Consider the following 16,994-nt stretch of genomic DNA (forward strand, 5'->3'; position numbering starts at 1 on the left):
ACCTCTTACGCCAGACGCGGGTTAACTTTATCTGCATCGATGTTGAATTTGGTAATTGCTTCCGCAACCACTTTCTTATCGATTTCGCCACGTTTAGCCAGTTCGCCCAGGGCTGCAACAACCACGTAAGAAGCATCGACTTCGAAGTGGTGACGCAGGTTTTCGCGGCTGTCAGAACGACCGAAGCCGTCAGTACCCAGTACGCGATAATCATCCGCTGGAACGTAAGTACGAACCTGCTCAGCGAACAGTTTCATATAGTCAGTAGACGCCACCGCTGGAGCATCGTTCATCACCTGAGCGATGTACGGCACGCGCGGGGTTTCCATTGGGTGCAGCATGTTCCAGCGCTCACAATCCTGGCCGTCGCGCGCCAGTTCGGTGAAGGAGGTGACGCTATAAACGTCAGAACCTACGCCGTAGTCTTTTGCCAGAATCTCTGCTGCTTCACGTACGTGACGCAGGATAGAACCGGAGCCCAGCAGTTGGACTTTACCTTTGTTACCTTCGAGGGTGTCGAGTTTATAGATACCTTTACGGATACCTTCCTCTGCACCTGCTGGCATTGCCGGCATGTGGTAGTTTTCGTTCAGAGTGGTGATGTAGTAGTAAATGTTCTCTTGCGCTTCACCGTACATACGGGTCAGACCGTCGTGCATAATGACAGCCACTTCGTACGCGTAAGACGGGTCGTAAGAGATACAGTTAGGGATAGTCAGAGACTGAATATGGCTGTGACCATCTTCGTGCTGCAAACCTTCACCGTTCAGGGTCGTACGACCGGAAGTACCACCAATCAGGAAGCCACGAGCCTGCTGGTCGCCTGCCTGCCAGCACAGGTCACCGATACGCTGGAACCCGAACATGGAGTAGTAAATGTAGAACGGGATCATCGGCAGGTTGTTGGTGCTGTAAGAGGTCGCAGCAGCCAGCCAGGATGCGCCCGCGCCCAGCTCGTTAATCCCTTCCTGCAGGATCTGACCTTTCTCGTCTTCTTTGTAGTATGCAACCTGCTCGCGGTCCTGCGGGGTGTACTGCTGGCCGTTCGGGCTGTAGATACCAATCTGACGGAACAAACCTTCCATACCAAAGGTACGCGCTTCATCGGCGATGATCGGCACGAGGCGGTCTTTAATAGACTTGTTCTTCAGCATCACGTTCAGGGCGCGAACGAAAGCGATGGTGGTAGAGATCTCTTTGTTCTGCTCTTCCAGCAGCTGAGAGAAGTCTTCCAGCGCAGGCAGTTCCAGCTTCTCGGTGAAGTTAGGCTGGCGAGCTGGCAGGTAGCCTTTCAGCGCCTGACGACGTTCGTGCAGGTACTTGTGCTCTTCAGACCCTTCCGGGAAGGTGATGTAAGACAGGTTTTCTACCTGCTCATCGGTCACAGGAACGTTGAAACGGTCGCGGATATAACGCACGCCGTCCATGTTCATTTTCTTCACCTGGTGCGCGATGTTTTTACCTTCTGCGGTATCGCCCATGCCATAACCTTTGATGGTGTGGGCCAGGATAACAGTCGCTTTACCTTTGGTTTCCTGTGCTTTTTTCAGTGCAGCGAAGACTTTCTTCGGATCATGACCACCACGGTTCAGGGCCCAGATCTGCTCGTCAGTCCAGTCTGCAACCAGGGCCGCAGTTTCAGGATATTTGCCGAAGAAGTGCTCGCGAACGTAGGCACCGTCTTTGGATTTGAAGGTCTGATAGTCGCCGTCAACGGTTTCGTTCATCAGTTGGATCAGTTTACCGCTGGTGTCTTTAAGCAGCAGTTCATCCCAACGACCGCCCCACATGACTTTAATCACGTTCCAGCCAGCACCTGCGAAAATGCCTTCCAGTTCGTTAATGATCTTGCCGTTACCGGTTACCGGACCATCCAGACGCTGCAGGTTACAGTTGATGATGAAGCACAGGTTGTCCAGCTTCTCACGGGTGGCGATAGTGATCGCACCTTTCGATTCTGGCTCATCCATCTCACCATCGCCCAGGAAGGCGTAAACAGTCTGCTCAGAGGTATCTTTCAGGCCACGGTGTTCCAGATATTTCAGGAATTTAGCCTGGTAGATTGCACCAATTGGCCCCAGGCCCATTGAAACGGTCGGGAACTGCCAGAATTCTGGCATCAGTTTAGGGTGCGGATAAGAAGACAACCCTTTACCGTGTACTTCCTGACGGAAGTTGTTCATCTGCTCTTCAGTCAGACGACCTTCCAGGAATGCACGTGCATAGATGCCCGGAGAGATGTGGCCCTGGAAGTACACCAGATCGCCGCCGTCTTTCTCGTTCGCTGCACGGAAGAAGTGGTTGAAGCACACTTCGTAAACGGTTGCAGAAGACTGGAAGGACGCCATGTGGCCACCCAGTTCCAGGTCTTTTTTAGATGCGCGCAGAACGGTCATGATGGCGTTCCAGCGGATGGCAGAACGGATACGACGTTCCAGATCCAGATTGCCCGGGTATTCCGGTTCGTCTTCGACGGCAATCGTGTTTACGTAGTTGTTAGCCCCTGCACCTGCAGCAACCTTTACGCCGCCTTTGCGGGCTTCTGAAAGGAGCTGATCAATCAGATACTGAGCGCGCTCAACACCTTCTTCACGGATGACCGATTCGATCGCCTGTAGCCAGTCGCGAGTTTCGATCGGATCCACGTCATTTTGGAGACGTTCTGACATGGGGGTATTCCTTATCTAATACGTTGATTTGTCTGGAACCTGTCCCATTGTATTTTCGCCGGAAAACACAATAAGACAGGTTCTACGTTTAGTTGCCGCGCGCTAAAATTTCCTGGCGCTTAATCCTTTCGTTGCTGTATGCGGCGTAATGAACGTTCGCGACGCGATTGTTCACGACTGCGGTCCAGCAAGATTTCCTCAATGAAAGCCAGATGGCGGTGCGACGCTTCGCGCGCCTGCTCCGGTTCCCCGGCCATTATCGCCTCGAATATTCGGGTGCGATGGTTGCTTACCAGTGGGAGCATGTCCCGCCGGGAATACAACAATTCAAAATTCTGACGAACGTTCTGGGCCAGCATCGGTTCCATGCAGCGTAGCAGATGGAGGAGCACCACATTGTGCGCCGCTTCGGTAACGGCAATTTGATACTGGACGACGGCGCTGGACTCGGCGTCTAAATCGCCGGACTGTTGTGCCCGTTCAATGGCCTGATGCAGTTCGCAGATACGCACGCGATCTTCATCATTGCTGCGAAGGGCGGCGTAATAGGCCGCAATACCTTCAAGCGCGTGGCGGGTCTCAAGCAGATCAAACTGGGATTCTGGGTGGTCAGAGAGAAGTTCTACCAGCGGGTCGCTGAAGCTCTGCCACAGGCTGTTTTGCACAAAGGTTCCGCCGCCCTGTCGACGAAGCAGCAAGCCCTTTGCTTCAAGGCGTTGAATCGCCTCACGCAGAGAGGGACGTGAAACGTCGAACTGTTTTGCCAGCTCGCGTTCTGGCGGAAGTTTCTCACCCGGGCGCAGTGTCCCTTCAAGGATTAAAAACTCCAGCTGCTGCTCAATCACATCAGATAATTTTGGTTGGCGAATTTTGCTGTAGGCCATATTCCCTGTCTTACGCCTTTTGCCCGGAGTCAATTGGTCTTACCAATTTCTTGTTCGTATCGCTAAAGTAACAAAGTATTCACCTTCTGTCCATATTGGTTTTGATTCAAATCAGTAAACCCGGCACATTTTAACAACCTTACAGATGTAACGTTTCAGACATGTAACTTTGCACAAATGAGCTGATTACTCTTTAAGGAGGCAGATTTAACCATAATGAAAAGAGGGTTTTGTAACCTGAAGCGATTCACGCGTACAGATTATGAAAACTTGCCCACTTTTTGCGCAACACTGTTGACCGGACGGGAAGACCTGGTGCCGGGCGATAACGTACAAATGCTCTATTTTTATTCAACTCGTCATCAGCCCTTCATAAAGCAGGTGCATTCGCGCTCACTTACCACTATTCTTTCGCTTACGGAAGGCATCTGGGCTATTTTCGGTATTTTTAACCGTAAAGAAATAAATACAGAAAACGGATATTCATAATTACACACGCGCAGCGTGAACATAACAACCACACACGAGGTTTCAAATGGAAGCTCAACAGCACGACGATCGGCTAAAGCGCGGGCTTAAGAACCGCCATATTCAGCTTATCGCGCTGGGCGGTGCTATTGGTACCGGCCTGTTTCTGGGAAGCGCGTCCGTTATCCAGTCAGCCGGGCCAGGCATTATTTTGGGTTACGCGATTGCAGGCTTTATTGCCTTTTTGATCATGCGTCAGTTAGGTGAAATGGTGGTTGAAGAGCCTGTTGCAGGCTCATTTAGCCATTTTGCCTATAAATACTGGGGCAGCTTTGCCGGCTTTGCATCTGGCTGGAACTATTGGGTACTTTACGTTCTGGTTGCCATGGCCGAGCTTACCGCCGTTGGGAAGTACATTCAGTTCTGGGATCCGGAAATCCCAACCTGGGTCTCCGCTGCCGTGTTCTTTGTCCTGATTAACGCCATCAACCTGACCAACGTAAAGGTGTTCGGCGAAATGGAGTTCTGGTTCGCGATTGTTAAAGTGGTCGCCGTTGTGGCGATGATCATCTTTGGCGGCTGGCTGCTGTTTAGCGGCAACGGTGGCCCGCAGGCGACCGTTCGCAACCTCTGGGAACAGGGGGGATTCTTGCCACACGGCATGACCGGGCTGGTGATGATGATGGCAATCATTATGTTCTCCTTCGGCGGTCTGGAGCTGGTAGGGATCACCGCAGCCGAAGCGGATAACCCGGAGCAAAGTATCCCAAAAGCCACTAACCAGGTTATCTACCGTATCCTGATTTTCTACGTGGGCTCGCTGGCCGTTCTGCTCTCATTGCTGCCGTGGACGCGCGTGACCGCTGACACCAGCCCGTTTGTGCTGATCTTCCACGAGCTGGGCGATACCTTCGTGGCCAACGCGCTGAACATCGTGGTCCTGACCGCGGCACTGTCGGTTTACAATAGTTGCGTCTACTGCAACAGCCGGATGCTGTTTGGCCTGGCTCAGCAGGGTAACGCGCCAAAAGCGCTGCTTAATGTCGATAAACGTGGCGTACCGGTAAATTCTATTTTCGTCTCTGCCGTCGTAACGGCGCTCTGCGTACTGATTAACTACCTGGCCCCGGAGTCCGCTTTCGGTCTGCTGATGGCGCTGGTGGTGTCTGCTCTGGTCATCAATTGGGCAATGATCAGCCTGGCGCACATGAAGTTTCGTCGCGCCAAGCAGCAGCAAGGTGTGACCACTCGCTTCCCTGCTCTGCTCTATCCGCTGGGTAACTGGATCTGCCTGCTGTTCATGGCCGCTGTGCTGGTAATTATGCTGATTACCCCCGGCATGGCGATTTCTGTGTACCTGATCCCGGTCTGGATTGCGATCCTCGGCGTGGGTTATATGGTTAAGCAGAAAAATGCCAAAAGAGTGAAAGCGCACTAACTCTTCTACTCTGTACCCGTTTTCACGGGTACAGAGTGTTGTTACCTTCCTCACAAATTCTCTTCTACAGCAATTTTATCCATATCACTGACCTTATACTGCAACGCATAAATTGATAAGCCAGAGAATAATTCTCTCCATACCGTAACCCGGAGAGCAGTCAATGGATAACAACAAACTTTCAGTAAAAGAAAAGATCGGCTATGGGATGGGCGACGCGGGATGTAACATCATCTTCGGCGCTATCATGCTGTTTGTTAACTATTTTTATACGGATATTTTTGGTCTCGCACCGGCGCTGGTTGGCGTATTGCTGCTGTCAGTCCGGGTGATTGACGCCGTAACGGACCCGATCATGGGCGCTATCGCGGACCGTACCCGCAGTAAATATGGCCGTTTTCGTCCATGGCTGCTGTGGATCGCCTTCCCTTATGCCCTGTTCAGCATCCTGATGTTCACCACCCCGGACTGGAGCTATAACAGCAAAGTTATCTATGCCTTCGTCACCTACTTCCTGCTCTCTTTGACCTATACCGCGATCAACATTCCTTACTGCTCGCTGGGAGGCGTGATCACCAACGACCCTAAAGAGCGCGTCGCCTGTCAGTCGTATCGCTTTGTGATGGTCGGTATCGCCACGCTGCTGCTGTCTCTGACGCTGCTGCCGATGGCCGACTGGTTCGGAGGAGACAACAAGGCCAAAGGCTACCAGATGGCGATGACCGTCCTGGCGCTGATTGGTACCTGTATGTTCCTGTTTAGTTTCTCAACCGTACGCGAGCGCGTGCGTCCGGCGGTACAGACTAATGATGAGCTGAAAAACGACCTCAAAGACGTGTGGAAAAACGACCAATGGGTACGCATTCTGCTCCTGACGCTGTGTAACGTCTGTCCGGGGTTTATTCGCATGGCCGCCACCATGTATTACGTCACCTGGGTGATGGGCCAGACCACCCACTTCGCCACCCTGTTTATTAGCCTTGGCGTGGTCGGCATGATGTTCGGCAGTATGCTGGCGAAAGTGTTAACCGACCGCTGGTGTAAGCTGAAAGTGTTTTTCTGGACCAACATCGCGCTGGCGATTTTCTCCTGCGCGTTTTACTTCTTCGACCCAAAAGCCACCATCACCATTATGGTGCTCTATTTCCTGCTGAACATCCTGCACCAAATCCCGTCCCCCCTGCACTGGTCGCTGATGGCCGACGTGGATGACTACGGCGAGTGGAAAACCGGTAAGCGCATCACCGGAATCAGCTTTTCCGGCAACATCTTCTTCCTCAAACTGGGGCTGGCGATTGCCGGTGCGATGGTCGGTTTCCTGCTCTCCTGGTATGGTTACGATGCGGGAGCCAAAGCGCAAAGCGCGGATGCGATTAACGGGATTGTGCTGCTCTTCACCGTTATCCCGGGCGTGGGTTACCTGATTACGGCGGGCGTCGTGCGTCTGCTGAAGGTAGACCGTGAAACCATGAAACAGATCCAGTCCGATCTCGACAAGCGCCGCAACAACTACCGCGAGCTGAATGACTATACCCTAAATAATTCGAGTTGCAGGAAGGCGGCAAAGGAGTGAATCCCCGGGAGCGTACATAGGTACGTGACTGGGATGAACGCGTGCAGCCAACGCACATGCAACTTGAAGTATGACGGGTATATCAGGAACTTAAAGCCGCTGAGACTACATAAGGAACGCCGAATGCAAACCTGGCCAAACCCGTTTATTGAACAACGTGCCGACCCCTACATTTTGCACCACGAGGAGCAATACTATTTTATTGCCTCCGTACCGCAGTACGACAGGCTGGCGATACGTCGCGCGGCTACGCTGGAAGGTCTGCGCAACGCCGACGAGGTGGTGGTCTGGCATAAACCTGACACCGGCCCGATGAGCCAGCTAATCTGGGCACCGGAGCTGCATAACATCGACGGCAGGTGGTACATCTATTTTGCCGCAACGCATACTCAGGCGCTCGACGACCTGGGGATGTTCCAGCACCGTATGTTCGCCCTGGAATGTAACGATCACGATCCGCTCAGCGGAAAGTGGGTAGAAAAAGGGCAAATTAAAACGCCGTTTGACACGTTTGCGCTGGACGCCACAACCTTTGTCCATCAGGGCAAACGCTGGTATCTATGGGCGCAAAAAGCCCCGGATATTTACGGCAACTCCAATCTCTATTTATGTGAAATGGAGAACCCGTGGACGCTCAAAGGCGCGCCGGTCATGCTCAGTAAACCGGAATATGATTGGGAGTGCCGCGGATTTTGGGTCAACGAAGGACCCGCCGTGCTATTCCATAAGGACAAACTGTTTATCAGTTACTCTGCCAGTGCGACCGACGAAAACTACTGCATGGGGTTATTGTGGATCGACAGGAGCGCCGATCCGCTTAATCCGGCAAACTGGCATAAAGCGCCGCAACCGGTGTTTGTCACGAGTGACGAAAACCGCCAGTACGGGCCGGGTCACAACAGCTTTACGCAAACGCCGGATGGCGACGATGTGCTGGTGTATCATGCGAGAAATTACACTGAAATCGAGGGCGACCCGCTCTACGACCCGAATCGACATACCCGCCTGAAACGTGTTCGCTGGGACGAAAACGGGATGCCTGATTTCGGCATCCCGCCTGCGGATACGCGTTAACCGGTACGGCGCGCGGGTTTACACCAGCGTGCCGTAAATGGTCAGCAGCGCCACAATCACCACTATCACAAAAGACGTTTTCTTCGCCATAGAGACCGCGGCTTTTGGCGTTTCAATCTTGTCGGTATGCGGCTCACGCGAGAGAGAGAACTGCGCCAGGCGGGTTAATACCTGGTATTGCGAGGTATGACGATCGCCCAAAGACGCGAACCACGCCGGCAGGGCTTTTTCGCCGTGACCGATTAACGCATATACCACTCCCGCCAGACGTACCGGGAGCCAGTCCAGCACGTGCAAAATAGCATCGATACCGGCCAGCAGGCGTTCATGCGGTGTCAGATACCGGGCAAGCCAGCTCTGCCAGGCACGAAAGAAGGCATATCCCATCAGCAGAACCGGTCCCCACGGCCCCCCCACCACTAACCAGAATAACGGCGCAAGATAGTAGCGAAAGTTAATCCACAGCAGCGCGTTTTGCAGCTCGCGTAAAAACTCGCGCTCATTGCAATCCGGCGGCACGCCATGAATGAGGGTAAGCTCGCTTGCCATCGCACCGCGCGCGTGGGTATCGTCACGGGAGGCTGCTTTCAGATAGGCATGGTAGTGCATACGTGCCTTACCCGCGCCAATACACAGCACCCCGAGCATGATCCACGCCACCAGCAACAGAACATTGAAAAAGAGGCCGTGAAGCGCGCGCAATAGCAGAAAGGTAACGAGCATGACACCTGCGGTCATAATCAGCGTCCGCAGCAGGGAAAAATGTTTAATCCGGCGAAAAAGCACCTCGATCCGATGATCCAGGTGCCAGTGCTCGCCAACTTTAAACAGGCGTTCAGCAATTAATACCAGTAGCATGGTAAACAACGTCATGTTATCTCCTTATCTGACGACGCGGTAAGCATGGCGTGAAACCGGGACCAGTCGAATGCCGGGCCTGGATCAGTTTTTCTCACGGGCGCAATGTCGCTGTGTCCCGTTATGTTGTCGGCAATTGCAGGGTACAACCCCGTCAACGCCTGTGTAACAGTCACCAGTTGTTGATACTGCGCATCGGTGTAGGGCGTAGCGTCAGTCCCTTCCAGCTCAATGCCAATAGAAAAATCATTGCAGCGTTCACGTCCTTGATAAACCGAAACGCCCGCATGCCAGGCTCGCTTATCAAAGGAAACGTACTGAACCACTTCCCCGTCACGACGGATCAAACAGTGAGCCGATACGCGTAAATGGGCGACGCTGGCGAAGAAAGGATGCACATCAGGATCAATCGTTCCGGTAAATAAGGCATCGATCCACGGACCACCAAATTCACCGGGCGGAAGACTGATATTGTGAACCACCAGCAGTGTGGGCTTTTCATCCTCCGGGCGGCAATCGTGGTGCGGCGAGGGCACATGCCGCGCGTCGACCAGCCATCCGTTTTCTAACAACATGCTGGAACTCCTTATATATGGTGCTGCTACCCGGTTCAGAGTAGCATGTTTCAATATTATGATTCGTTACCAATTTGGAGTTTTATCATGCCGCCTCGCCGCTATAACCCCGATCACCGACGTGAAGCGCTTCTGGAACGTATAAATAGGGATATCCCGGCAAGTGTTGCCCATGCCCTGAAAGAAGATCTGGGCGGTGACGTCAGTGCCGAAAACGATATTACGGCACAATTGTTGCCAAAAGAGACGCGCTCGCACGCGGTGGTCATCACCCGTGAAGATGGCGTATTTTGCGGCAAGCGCTGGGTGGAGGAGGTCTTTACCCAACTGGCGGGCGATGAGGTGCAGATGACCTGGCATATTAATGACGGTGATACGATTACGGCAAATCAGCCGTTGTTTGAGCTGGACGGCCCTTCCCGCGTGCTGCTCACCGGCGAACGTACCGCGTTAAACTTTGTGCAAACCCTGTCTGGCGTGGCAAGCGAAGTGCGTCGCTACGTCGAGCTGCTGGCAGGCACCCGCACGCAACTGCTGGATACTCGTAAAACGCTGCCGGGCCTGCGTACTGCGCTGAAGTACGCGGTGCTGTGCGGCGGTGGCGCAAACCATCGTCTGGGGTTGTCCGACGCCTTCCTGATTAAAGAGAATCACATTATTGCTTCTGGCTCAGTACGGCAGGCGGTTGAAAAAGCCTTTTGGCTGCACCCGGATGTCCCGGTCGAGGTGGAAGTTGAAAGTCTGGAAGAGCTGGAGCAGGCCATCAAAGCCGGTGCCGATATCATCATGCTTGATAACTTTGAAACGGAGCAAATGCGTGAGGCGGTGAAACTCACTAACGGGCGGGCACAACTGGAAGTGTCTGGCAACGTGACGTTCGATACCCTTCGCGAATTTGCCCAGACCGGCGTGGATTACATCTCCGTTGGCGCCTTGACCAAACATGTGCGTGCCCTCGACCTCTCGATGCGCTTTACATAATCTTCGCTTCCCTCTCCAGCCGGAGAGGGAAGATTCGACGCGGCTCGCATTCCCGTTATCCTGCGCTGCAACCTCGTATTAATTTTCTGAAAGCCCCTTCCCGTTCCCTTTTTTACCCCTCGATTCCGCGCCTTCACACTGGCAAAGTCGCGCCATCTAACCCGAGGAGCAGCCATGAAAAGACAACAAGGATTCACACTCATTGAGCTGATGGTGGTGATTGGCATTATTGCCATTCTGAGCGCCATCGGCGTGCCCGCATATCAAAACTACCTGCGGAAAGCGGCGTTGACCGACATGCTGCAAACCTTTGTTCCTTACCGTACGGCCATTGAGCTTTGCGCCCTCGATCACGGCGGCATTGATAGCTGTGACGCAGGCAGTCATGGTATTCCTTCTCCCACCACGACGCGTTATGTCTCAGGCATGAGCGTGACAAAAGGGATAGTGGTATTAACAGGCCAGGAGAGCCTGAACGGGCTTGAGGTGGTTATGACACCGCTCTGGAATGATGGCGATGGCATGACGGGCTGGACGCGCGACTGCAACACCAGTAGCGATAGCGCACTTAAAGAAGCCTGCGAAGATGTCTTTCGCTTCGACAACTGACGGGAGCGGCTCATGAACTCAGAACAACTTGTCGCCCTGTGCCAGCGCCATCAGGCCCTGCTACTGAGCAGTGATACCGAGAAAGTTAGCATTGCGGTGGTGGGAACTCCCGCTAATGAACTGATGGAAGCCCTGCGCTTCGCGACCCAAAAACGCATTGATATTGAGTGCTGGAGCGCTGAGCGTATGGAAAAAAACAGGCAGATGAACAGCCCGTCACAGCTACCGAACGTAACGACACCGCACTCGGCGGTGGATATCCTCAACCACACGCTGCAACAGGCGATAAACCAGCGCGCATCCGATATCCATATCGAACCGATGGAGCACACGTGTCAGTTGCGCTTACGCATTGACGGGATGCTTTATCCGCAGCCTCCCCTTTCAACAGAGCTGGCGACGATGCTATGCGCACGCTTAAAAGTGCTGGGTAATCTGGATATCGCCGAGCGTCGCTTACCCCAGGATGGTCAGTTCACGGTTGAACTGGCAAACGAGGCGGTCTCTTTTCGTATCGCCACGCTTCCCTGCAGCGGGGGCGAGAAAATTGTGCTGCGCCTGCTGCACCAGGTGCAACAGGCGCTGGATCCGGGAGCGCTGGGTATGGCTCCTCAGCAACTGACCGCCTTTAACGAGGTACTCCATCGGCCGCAAGGATTGATTCTGGTTACCGGTCCTACCGGAAGCGGTAAAACGGTCACGCTCTACAGCGCACTCCAGGCGCGTAACCGCCCAGACGTCAACATCTGCAGCGTAGAAGATCCCATAGAGATCCCCCTAAGCGGGTTAAATCAGACACAAATCAATCCGCGGGCAGGCTTAACGTTTCAAACCGTTCTACGAGCACTGCTGCGCCAGGATCCGGACATCATTATGGTGGGGGAAATACGCGATGGCGAAACGGCAGAAATTGCCATCAACGCCGCCCAGACCGGGCACCTGGTATTATCCACACTGCACACTAACTCGACGACAGAAACGCTGGTTCGTCTGCAGCAAATGGGGGTCGCGCGCTGGATGCTATCCTCTGCGCTCTCGCTGGTGATTGCCCAGCGGCTGGTGCGCCGTCTGTGTCCTCATTGTCGACAGGAAGCCGGGCCCCGCGCGGAATTACCCCGTTCCGTGTGGTCTCGCTCGCTTCCCCGCTGGCAAGCAGCAGGTTGCGATCGCTGTTATCGCGGTTTTTATGGCCGCGTTGCCATTTTTGAAGTGCTGACTATCGACAACACGCTTCAACAGGCGATTGCCAGCGGAGCGGGTATCGAGGCGATCGAATCGGGTGCCCGCCAGGCAGGAATGACATCGCTATTCGAGCATGGCTGTATGGCCGTTGAACGTGGGTTAACCACGCTTGAAGAGTTGCTGCGCGTACTGGGAATGCCCGATGGCTGCTGATCACCTTTGGCGCTGGCGGGCGCTTTCTCCTGAAGGAGAACCGCTGAGCGGAACGCTTTTGGCAACGAACAGGGAGGCGGCCTTCGCCAGTTTACTGCGCAAAGAGCTGCATCCTTTGTCCCTCACCCGTTGCTCACGAAGTGCTCGCTGGCATCCGCATCATTGCTATGACGTGTTTCGCCAGCTCGCGACGCTTTTACAGGCCGGGCTGACATTATCGCACAGCCTGCAAATGTTGGCACAACAACATCCTGCAAAACAGTGGCAGGCGTTGCTGCAAAACATCGCTGACGATCTTGCGGGAGGCTGCGCATTCTCAGAGGCGCTGAAGAAATGGCCCGCCGTATTTAGCCCCCTTTACGTTTCGATGGTGAAAACCGGCGAACTGACGGGCAAGCTGGAAACGTGCTGTCGTCAGCTCGCACAGCAACAAAAATCTCAGCAGCAGCTCAGTGCAAAAGTGAAAAAGGCGCTGCGCTACCCGACGATCATCCTTACGCTGGCGGTGCTTGTAGTGCTGGCAATGGTCACGCTGGTGCTACCGGAATTCGCTGCTATCTACAAAACGTTTAACACTCCACTTCCCTGGTTAACACGGCGAGTCATGGGGCTGGCGACATTTTTACAGTCAAACGCTCTCGCACTTTGTATTCCTCTTTTATTGGCTGCTATTACCGCCTACCGTTTGCGACAACACCCACGCTGGCAGCGCTTGATATTGCGTCTGCCCGTTATGGGGTCGCTGGCGCGAGGGCAAAAACTGGGGCGGATCTTCACCGTGCTGTCGCTCACGCAGCAGGCCGGTATCGCTTTTTTACAGGGGCTGGAAAGCGCCGAAGAGACCGTGGAGAGCCCCTACTGGCAGGGAATACTCCGCAATATCAAAGAGGATATTGAAAAAGGGTTACCCGTCTGGTCAACGTTTCAGAAAGCGGCAGTCTTTACCCCGCTGTGCATCCAGTTGGTCAGAACCGGGGAAATATCAGGGGCGCTCGACGTCATGCTAGAGAATCTTGCACGCCACCATACGGAGCAAACCTTTCAGCTGGCAGACAGTCTGGCGGCGCTGCTGGAACCGTTACTTCTCATTGTGACGGGCGTCATTATCGGCACGCTGGTGGTGGCAATGTACCTGCCTATTTTCCATCTGGGTGATGCGATGAGCGCGGGATAAGGCTGGCGCAGGGATATGCGCCAGCGCCAGTGTAAGCCCTTACAGGCTGTTGAATACGCGGTTTTCCTGTTCCTGAACGCGAATAAAGGTCGTGCGTTTCGTCAGTTCTTTCAGGCGGGAAGCCCCAACGTAGGTGCAGGCAGAGCGCAAGCCGCCCAGCACATCACGCGCCGTATTCTCAACCGGCCCGCGCAGGGGCAGCTTAACGGTTTTACCTTCCGCTGCGCGATATTTTGCCACTCCGCCAACGTGACGGGTCATCGCAGATTCAGAGCTCATACCGTAGAACAGCATGAATTTTTCGCCGTTTTCTTCAACCACGGTGCCACCGCTCTCTTCATGGCCTGCCAACATACCGCCGAGCATAACGAAGTCAGCGCCGCCGCCAAAGGCTTTGGCAACATCACCCGGCATGGTGCAGCCACCGTCGCTAATGATCTGGCCGCCCAGGCCATGCGCGGCATCCGCACACTCAATCACCGCGGACAATTGCGGATACCCGACGCCGGTCTTCACACGCGTGGTACACACAGAGCCGGGACCAATGCCCACTTTCACGATATCCGCGCCGGAGAGGATAAGTTCTTCACACATTTCACCGGTCACCACGTTGCCCGCGATGATGGTTTTGGTCGGCCAGGCTTCGCGCGCCTTGCTGACGAACTGGACAAAGTGCTCGGAATAACCATTTGCCACATCAATGCACACGAAGTTAAGCGCCGGGTTGGCATGCAAAATGTGGTTGGTTTTTTCGAAATCAGCGTCAGACGTTCCGGTCGATACCATTACATGCTTCAGCACATCTTCAGATGCTGCTGCGGCAAACGCGTTCCACTCTTCGGCGCTGTAGTGCTTGTGCACGGCGGTGAGGACATCAAATTTCGCCAGTGCGGTTGCCATCGCAAAGGTGCCCACCGTATCCATATTCGCTGCAATGATCGGCACGCCAGACCAGGTCTGACCGGAATGCTTAAAGGTGAATTGACGTTCGAGTTCAACGTCTGAGCGACTTTTCAGCGTAGAGCGTTTAGGGCGGATGAGGACGTCTTTGAAACCTAACTTCAGATCTTCTTCGATACGCATGTGGGGATTCCTGGGGTTAGAGGCAAATTGGTTAAAAGCACAACTCCAGTGACGCTATCATACGCACTAATACCTGCTCTGCAAGACTGCGAAATTCTCTTTTTTTACGCTACAATCCTATAAATTTACCTGGTCAAAAGCGGGTAAAACGAGCTAAACATGTGCGGAAGCATGTTTGAATTTTAAACAACTGATTTTAATAATGAATAATTCCCAGGATTTGATTTAATGGGGTATATCGTCGCATTAACCGGCGGCATCGGCAGTGGTAAAAGTACCGTTGCTGACGCATTTTCTCGTCTGGGCATCATGATAATCGATGCCGATGTCATTGCCCGTCAGGTGGTAGAGCCTGACACACCTGCGCTGAAGGCTATCGAAGCGCATTTTGGTCAGGCGATAATCAATGCGGACGGCACGCTTAACCGTCGCCAGCTTCGGGAATGTATATTTTCTGACGCTTCCGAAAAAAACTGGCTTAATGCCCTGCTCCATCCCATTATCCATCGGGAAACCCAGCGTCAGATTGCCGCCGCACGCTCGCCCTATGTTCTGTGGGTAATTCCACTTTTGGTAGAGAATCGACTGCAGGATAAAGCTGATCGCGTTCTGGTCATCGATGTGTCCCCTGAAACGCAGATCCAGCGGACCGTGGCGCGTGACCATGTGTCTCGTGAACATGCTGAACACATTCTCGCCGCACAGGCCACGCGCGCTCAGCGCCTTGCCGTTGCGGATGATGTTATTAATAATAACGGCGCACCAGATGCCATCGCATCGGATGTTGCCCGCCTGCACGCGCAGTATCTGACGTTCGCCGCGCAGGCCGTAGCCCAGGAAAAACCATAATGTCGACTCACATCCTTTTCGAGCATCCGCTCAACGAAAAAATGCGTACCTGGCTGCGCATCGAATTTCTTATTCAACAGCTTTCACAACATCAGCCAGTCAACGATCATGCCGCTGCATTGCATTTCTTCCGCAACGTGGGCGACCTGCTGGACGTGCTTGAACGCGGCGATGTCCGCACAGAGTTGCTGAAAGAGCTGGAGCGCCAGCAGCGTAAATTGCAGGCCTGGACGGAAGTGCCGGGGGTTGACCAGAGCCGTATTGATGCGCTTCGCCAGCAGTTGAAAAACAACAGCGTTTTGCTGATGGCCGCCCCTCGCGTTGGGCAGTTCTTACGTGAAGACCGCTTAATTGGTCTGGTGCGTCAGCGCCTTAGCATCCCTGGCGGCTGCTGCAGCTTTGATCTGCCCACGCTGCACATGTGGCTGCACATGCCGCAATCTCAGCGCGACATCCAGGTTAATAGCTGGCTGGCAAGCCTTGAGCCAATGACTCAAACGCTTTCGCTGATCCTCGATCTTATCCGTAATTCAGCTCCGTTCCGCAAACAAACCAGCCTGAACGGTTTCTACCAGGATAATGGTGATGATGCCGATCTGCTGCGCCTGAACCTGTCGCTTAGCGAGCAGCTTTACCCGCAAATTTCCGGACATAAAAGTCGTTTTGCGATCCGCTTTATGCCACTGGACAACGAAAATGGCACCGTGCCGGAACGCCTCGATTTTGAACTGGCCTGTTGTTAAGGAGCGCCTGTGTCTGACGTAACCACCGTTAACTGCCCCACCTGTGGCAAAACTGTCATCTGGGGCGAAATCAGTCCGTTTCGCCCCTTCTGTTGTAAGCGCTGCCAGCTTATTGACCTCGGCGAATGGGCGGCGGAAGAGAAACGCATCCCAAGCGAAGGCGATCTCTCAGACAGCGATGACTGGAGTGAAGAGCAGCGGTAGTTAACTGCCCCGCACCAACCGGGTAATCACAGGTTTATTGGCTGGCGGAAAGTTTTCGGCATCGCTCGCCTGAAGCGCAACCCAGTTACCCGGCTGCCCCTCTTTTCCCCAGGGTTCGCCTTCCCAGCTTTCCACCAGCCAAAACCACAGCGTGATGTGGCGATCCGGGAACTGATACTCACGTTTATCGAACAGCGTTGCACCAAGCGGCGTAATCCCCACCTCTTCCTGAAGCTCGCGTACCAGCGCCTGTTCCGGCGTTTCACCCGCCTCAATTTTCCCGCCCGGAAACTCCCACTTATTCGCCATATGGGCATCCGCAGCACGTTGAGTGATGAAGATCTCCTTTTGCGGATTGCGAATTATCCCGACGGCAATTTGCAGTGTTTTCATGGTGTCGCTCCCATAAAAAAGGCG

Annotated in this window: 16 protein-coding genes; 10 read left to right on the plus strand and 6 right to left on the minus strand. The window is 53.9% G+C overall.

The window, feature by feature from the left end:
* Positions 1-5: 5 nt before the first annotated feature.
* Both aceE and pdhR read right to left on the minus strand, forming a co-directional pair.
* Positions 6-2,669 (minus strand): pyruvate dehydrogenase (acetyl-transferring), homodimeric type, encoded by a 2,664-nt coding sequence (aceE, locus tag NL510_RS19335; RefSeq protein WP_253379381.1) that lies wholly within the window; start codon positions 2,667-2,669, stop codon positions 6-8.
* Between the two features lie 119 nt (positions 2,670-2,788).
* Positions 2,789-3,553 carry a pyruvate dehydrogenase complex transcriptional repressor PdhR gene (gene pdhR, locus NL510_RS19340; RefSeq protein WP_253379383.1) on the minus strand — a complete coding sequence of 255 codons (765 nt, stop codon included), beginning with the start codon at positions 3,551-3,553 and terminating at the stop codon, positions 2,789-2,791.
* Between the two features lie 535 nt (positions 3,554-4,088).
* On the opposite strand from pdhR, the gene aroP reads away from it, so the two are divergent.
* The 3 genes from aroP (at position 4,089) to NL510_RS19355 (ending at position 8,106) form a co-directional block, all read left to right on the plus strand.
* On the plus strand, positions 4,089-5,459 hold the full coding sequence (aroP, locus tag NL510_RS19345; protein WP_253379385.1) for an aromatic amino acid transporter AroP: 1,371 nt from the start codon (positions 4,089-4,091) through the stop codon (positions 5,457-5,459).
* 163 nt (positions 5,460-5,622) lie between these two features.
* Positions 5,623-7,032: a glycoside-pentoside-hexuronide (GPH):cation symporter gene (locus NL510_RS19350; protein WP_253379387.1), complete on the plus strand. Its 1,410-nt coding sequence runs from the start codon at positions 5,623-5,625 to the stop codon at positions 7,030-7,032.
* Between the two features lie 123 nt (positions 7,033-7,155).
* Complete coding sequence (locus tag NL510_RS19355) at positions 7,156-8,106, plus strand: glycoside hydrolase family 43 protein (protein WP_253379389.1); 951 nt, start codon at positions 7,156-7,158, stop codon at positions 8,104-8,106.
* 18 nt (positions 8,107-8,124) lie between these two features.
* Here NL510_RS19355 and ampE read toward each other — a convergent pair whose 3' ends face one another.
* Together ampE and ampD are read right to left on the minus strand one after the other, a co-directional pair.
* The gene (gene ampE, locus NL510_RS19360; protein WP_253379391.1) at positions 8,125-8,979 is read right to left on the minus strand and encodes a beta-lactamase regulator AmpE; all 855 of its coding nucleotides are present in this window, start codon (positions 8,977-8,979) and stop codon (positions 8,125-8,127) included.
* On the minus strand, positions 8,976-9,539 hold the full coding sequence (ampD, locus tag NL510_RS19365; protein WP_253379393.1) for a 1,6-anhydro-N-acetylmuramyl-L-alanine amidase AmpD: 564 nt from the start codon (positions 9,537-9,539) through the stop codon (positions 8,976-8,978). Before ampD ends, ampE begins: the two co-directional genes overlap by 4 nt.
* An 87-nt stretch (positions 9,540-9,626) precedes the next feature.
* Here ampD and nadC point away from each other — a divergent pair, with 87 nt between their 5' ends.
* The 4 genes from nadC (at position 9,627) to hofC (ending at position 13,698) form a co-directional block, all read left to right on the plus strand.
* Complete coding sequence (gene nadC, locus NL510_RS19370) at positions 9,627-10,520, plus strand: carboxylating nicotinate-nucleotide diphosphorylase (RefSeq protein WP_253379395.1); 894 nt, start codon at positions 9,627-9,629, stop codon at positions 10,518-10,520.
* A 174-nt stretch (positions 10,521-10,694) separates the two neighbouring features.
* Positions 10,695-11,129 (plus strand): prepilin peptidase-dependent pilin, encoded by a 435-nt coding sequence (ppdD, locus tag NL510_RS19375; RefSeq protein ID WP_253379397.1) that lies wholly within the window; start codon positions 10,695-10,697, stop codon positions 11,127-11,129.
* Between the two features lie 12 nt (positions 11,130-11,141).
* Positions 11,142-12,524 (plus strand): type II secretion system protein GspE, encoded by a 1,383-nt coding sequence (gspE, locus tag NL510_RS19380; protein ID WP_253379399.1) that lies wholly within the window; start codon positions 11,142-11,144, stop codon positions 12,522-12,524.
* Positions 12,514-13,698, plus strand: coding sequence for a protein transport protein HofC (gene hofC, locus NL510_RS19385; RefSeq protein ID WP_253379400.1), 1,185 nt, complete (start codon positions 12,514-12,516; stop codon positions 13,696-13,698). The genes gspE and hofC overlap by 11 nt, the downstream gene beginning before the upstream one ends.
* Positions 13,699-13,737: 39 nt before the next feature.
* Here hofC and NL510_RS19390 read toward each other — a convergent pair whose 3' ends face one another.
* Entirely contained in the window at positions 13,738-14,781 is a 1,044-nt protein-coding gene (locus NL510_RS19390; RefSeq protein ID WP_253379402.1) for a GMP reductase, read from the minus strand.
* Between the two features lie 228 nt (positions 14,782-15,009).
* Here NL510_RS19390 and coaE point away from each other — a divergent pair, with 228 nt between their 5' ends.
* Genes coaE through yacG form a run of 3 tightly spaced genes read left to right on the plus strand, consistent with a single transcriptional unit; the run spans position 15,010 to position 16,577 of the window.
* Complete coding sequence (gene coaE / locus NL510_RS19395; RefSeq protein WP_253379404.1) at positions 15,010-15,630, plus strand: dephospho-CoA kinase; 621 nt, start codon at positions 15,010-15,012, stop codon at positions 15,628-15,630.
* On the plus strand, positions 15,630-16,373 hold the full coding sequence (zapD, locus tag NL510_RS19400) for a cell division protein ZapD (protein WP_253379406.1): 744 nt from the start codon (positions 15,630-15,632) through the stop codon (positions 16,371-16,373). Before coaE ends, zapD begins: the two co-directional genes overlap by 1 nt.
* Positions 16,374-16,382: 9 nt before the next feature.
* Positions 16,383-16,577 (plus strand): DNA gyrase inhibitor YacG, encoded by a 195-nt coding sequence (gene yacG, locus NL510_RS19405; RefSeq protein WP_253379408.1) that lies wholly within the window; start codon positions 16,383-16,385, stop codon positions 16,575-16,577.
* Here the strand turns inward: yacG and mutT are convergent, their stop codons facing one another.
* Positions 16,578-16,970, minus strand: a complete 393-nt coding sequence (gene mutT, locus NL510_RS19410) for an 8-oxo-dGTP diphosphatase MutT (RefSeq protein WP_253379409.1) — start codon at positions 16,968-16,970, stop codon at positions 16,578-16,580.
* Positions 16,971-16,994: the final 24 nt, after the last annotated feature.

The organism is unidentified bacterial endosymbiont (assembly GCF_918797525.1).
Lineage (GTDB): Bacteria > Pseudomonadota > Gammaproteobacteria > Enterobacterales > Enterobacteriaceae > Enterobacter.

What these genes read in the sequence shown, in the direction of transcription:
- NL510_RS19390 (WP_253379402.1), bottom strand. Translation starts at nt 14,781, where the DNA reads ATGCGTATCGAAGAAGATCTGAAGTTAGGTTTCAAAGACGTCCTCATC.
- mutT (WP_253379409.1), bottom strand. Translation starts at nt 16,970, where the DNA reads ATGAAAACACTGCAAATTGCCGTCGGGATAATTCGCAATCCGCAAAAG.
- nadC (WP_253379395.1), top strand. Translation starts at nt 9,627, where the DNA reads ATGCCGCCTCGCCGCTATAACCCCGATCACCGACGTGAAGCGCTTCTG.
- pdhR (WP_253379383.1), bottom strand. Translation starts at nt 3,553, where the DNA reads ATGGCCTACAGCAAAATTCGCCAACCAAAATTATCTGATGTGATTGAG.
- ppdD (WP_253379397.1), top strand. Translation starts at nt 10,695, where the DNA reads ATGAAAAGACAACAAGGATTCACACTCATTGAGCTGATGGTGGTGATT.
- gspE (WP_253379399.1), top strand. Translation starts at nt 11,142, where the DNA reads ATGAACTCAGAACAACTTGTCGCCCTGTGCCAGCGCCATCAGGCCCTG.
- coaE (WP_253379404.1), top strand. Translation starts at nt 15,010, where the DNA reads ATGGGGTATATCGTCGCATTAACCGGCGGCATCGGCAGTGGTAAAAGT.
- NL510_RS19355 (WP_253379389.1), top strand. Translation starts at nt 7,156, where the DNA reads ATGCAAACCTGGCCAAACCCGTTTATTGAACAACGTGCCGACCCCTAC.
- ampD (WP_253379393.1), bottom strand. Translation starts at nt 9,539, where the DNA reads ATGTTGTTAGAAAACGGATGGCTGGTCGACGCGCGGCATGTGCCCTCG.
- hofC (WP_253379400.1), top strand. Translation starts at nt 12,514, where the DNA reads ATGGCTGCTGATCACCTTTGGCGCTGGCGGGCGCTTTCTCCTGAAGGA.
- aceE (WP_253379381.1), bottom strand. Translation starts at nt 2,669, where the DNA reads ATGTCAGAACGTCTCCAAAATGACGTGGATCCGATCGAAACTCGCGAC.
- ampE (WP_253379391.1), bottom strand. Translation starts at nt 8,979, where the DNA reads ATGACGTTGTTTACCATGCTACTGGTATTAATTGCTGAACGCCTGTTT.
- aroP (WP_253379385.1), top strand. Translation starts at nt 4,089, where the DNA reads ATGGAAGCTCAACAGCACGACGATCGGCTAAAGCGCGGGCTTAAGAAC.
- zapD (WP_253379406.1), top strand. Translation starts at nt 15,630, where the DNA reads ATGTCGACTCACATCCTTTTCGAGCATCCGCTCAACGAAAAAATGCGT.
- NL510_RS19350 (WP_253379387.1), top strand. Translation starts at nt 5,623, where the DNA reads ATGGATAACAACAAACTTTCAGTAAAAGAAAAGATCGGCTATGGGATG.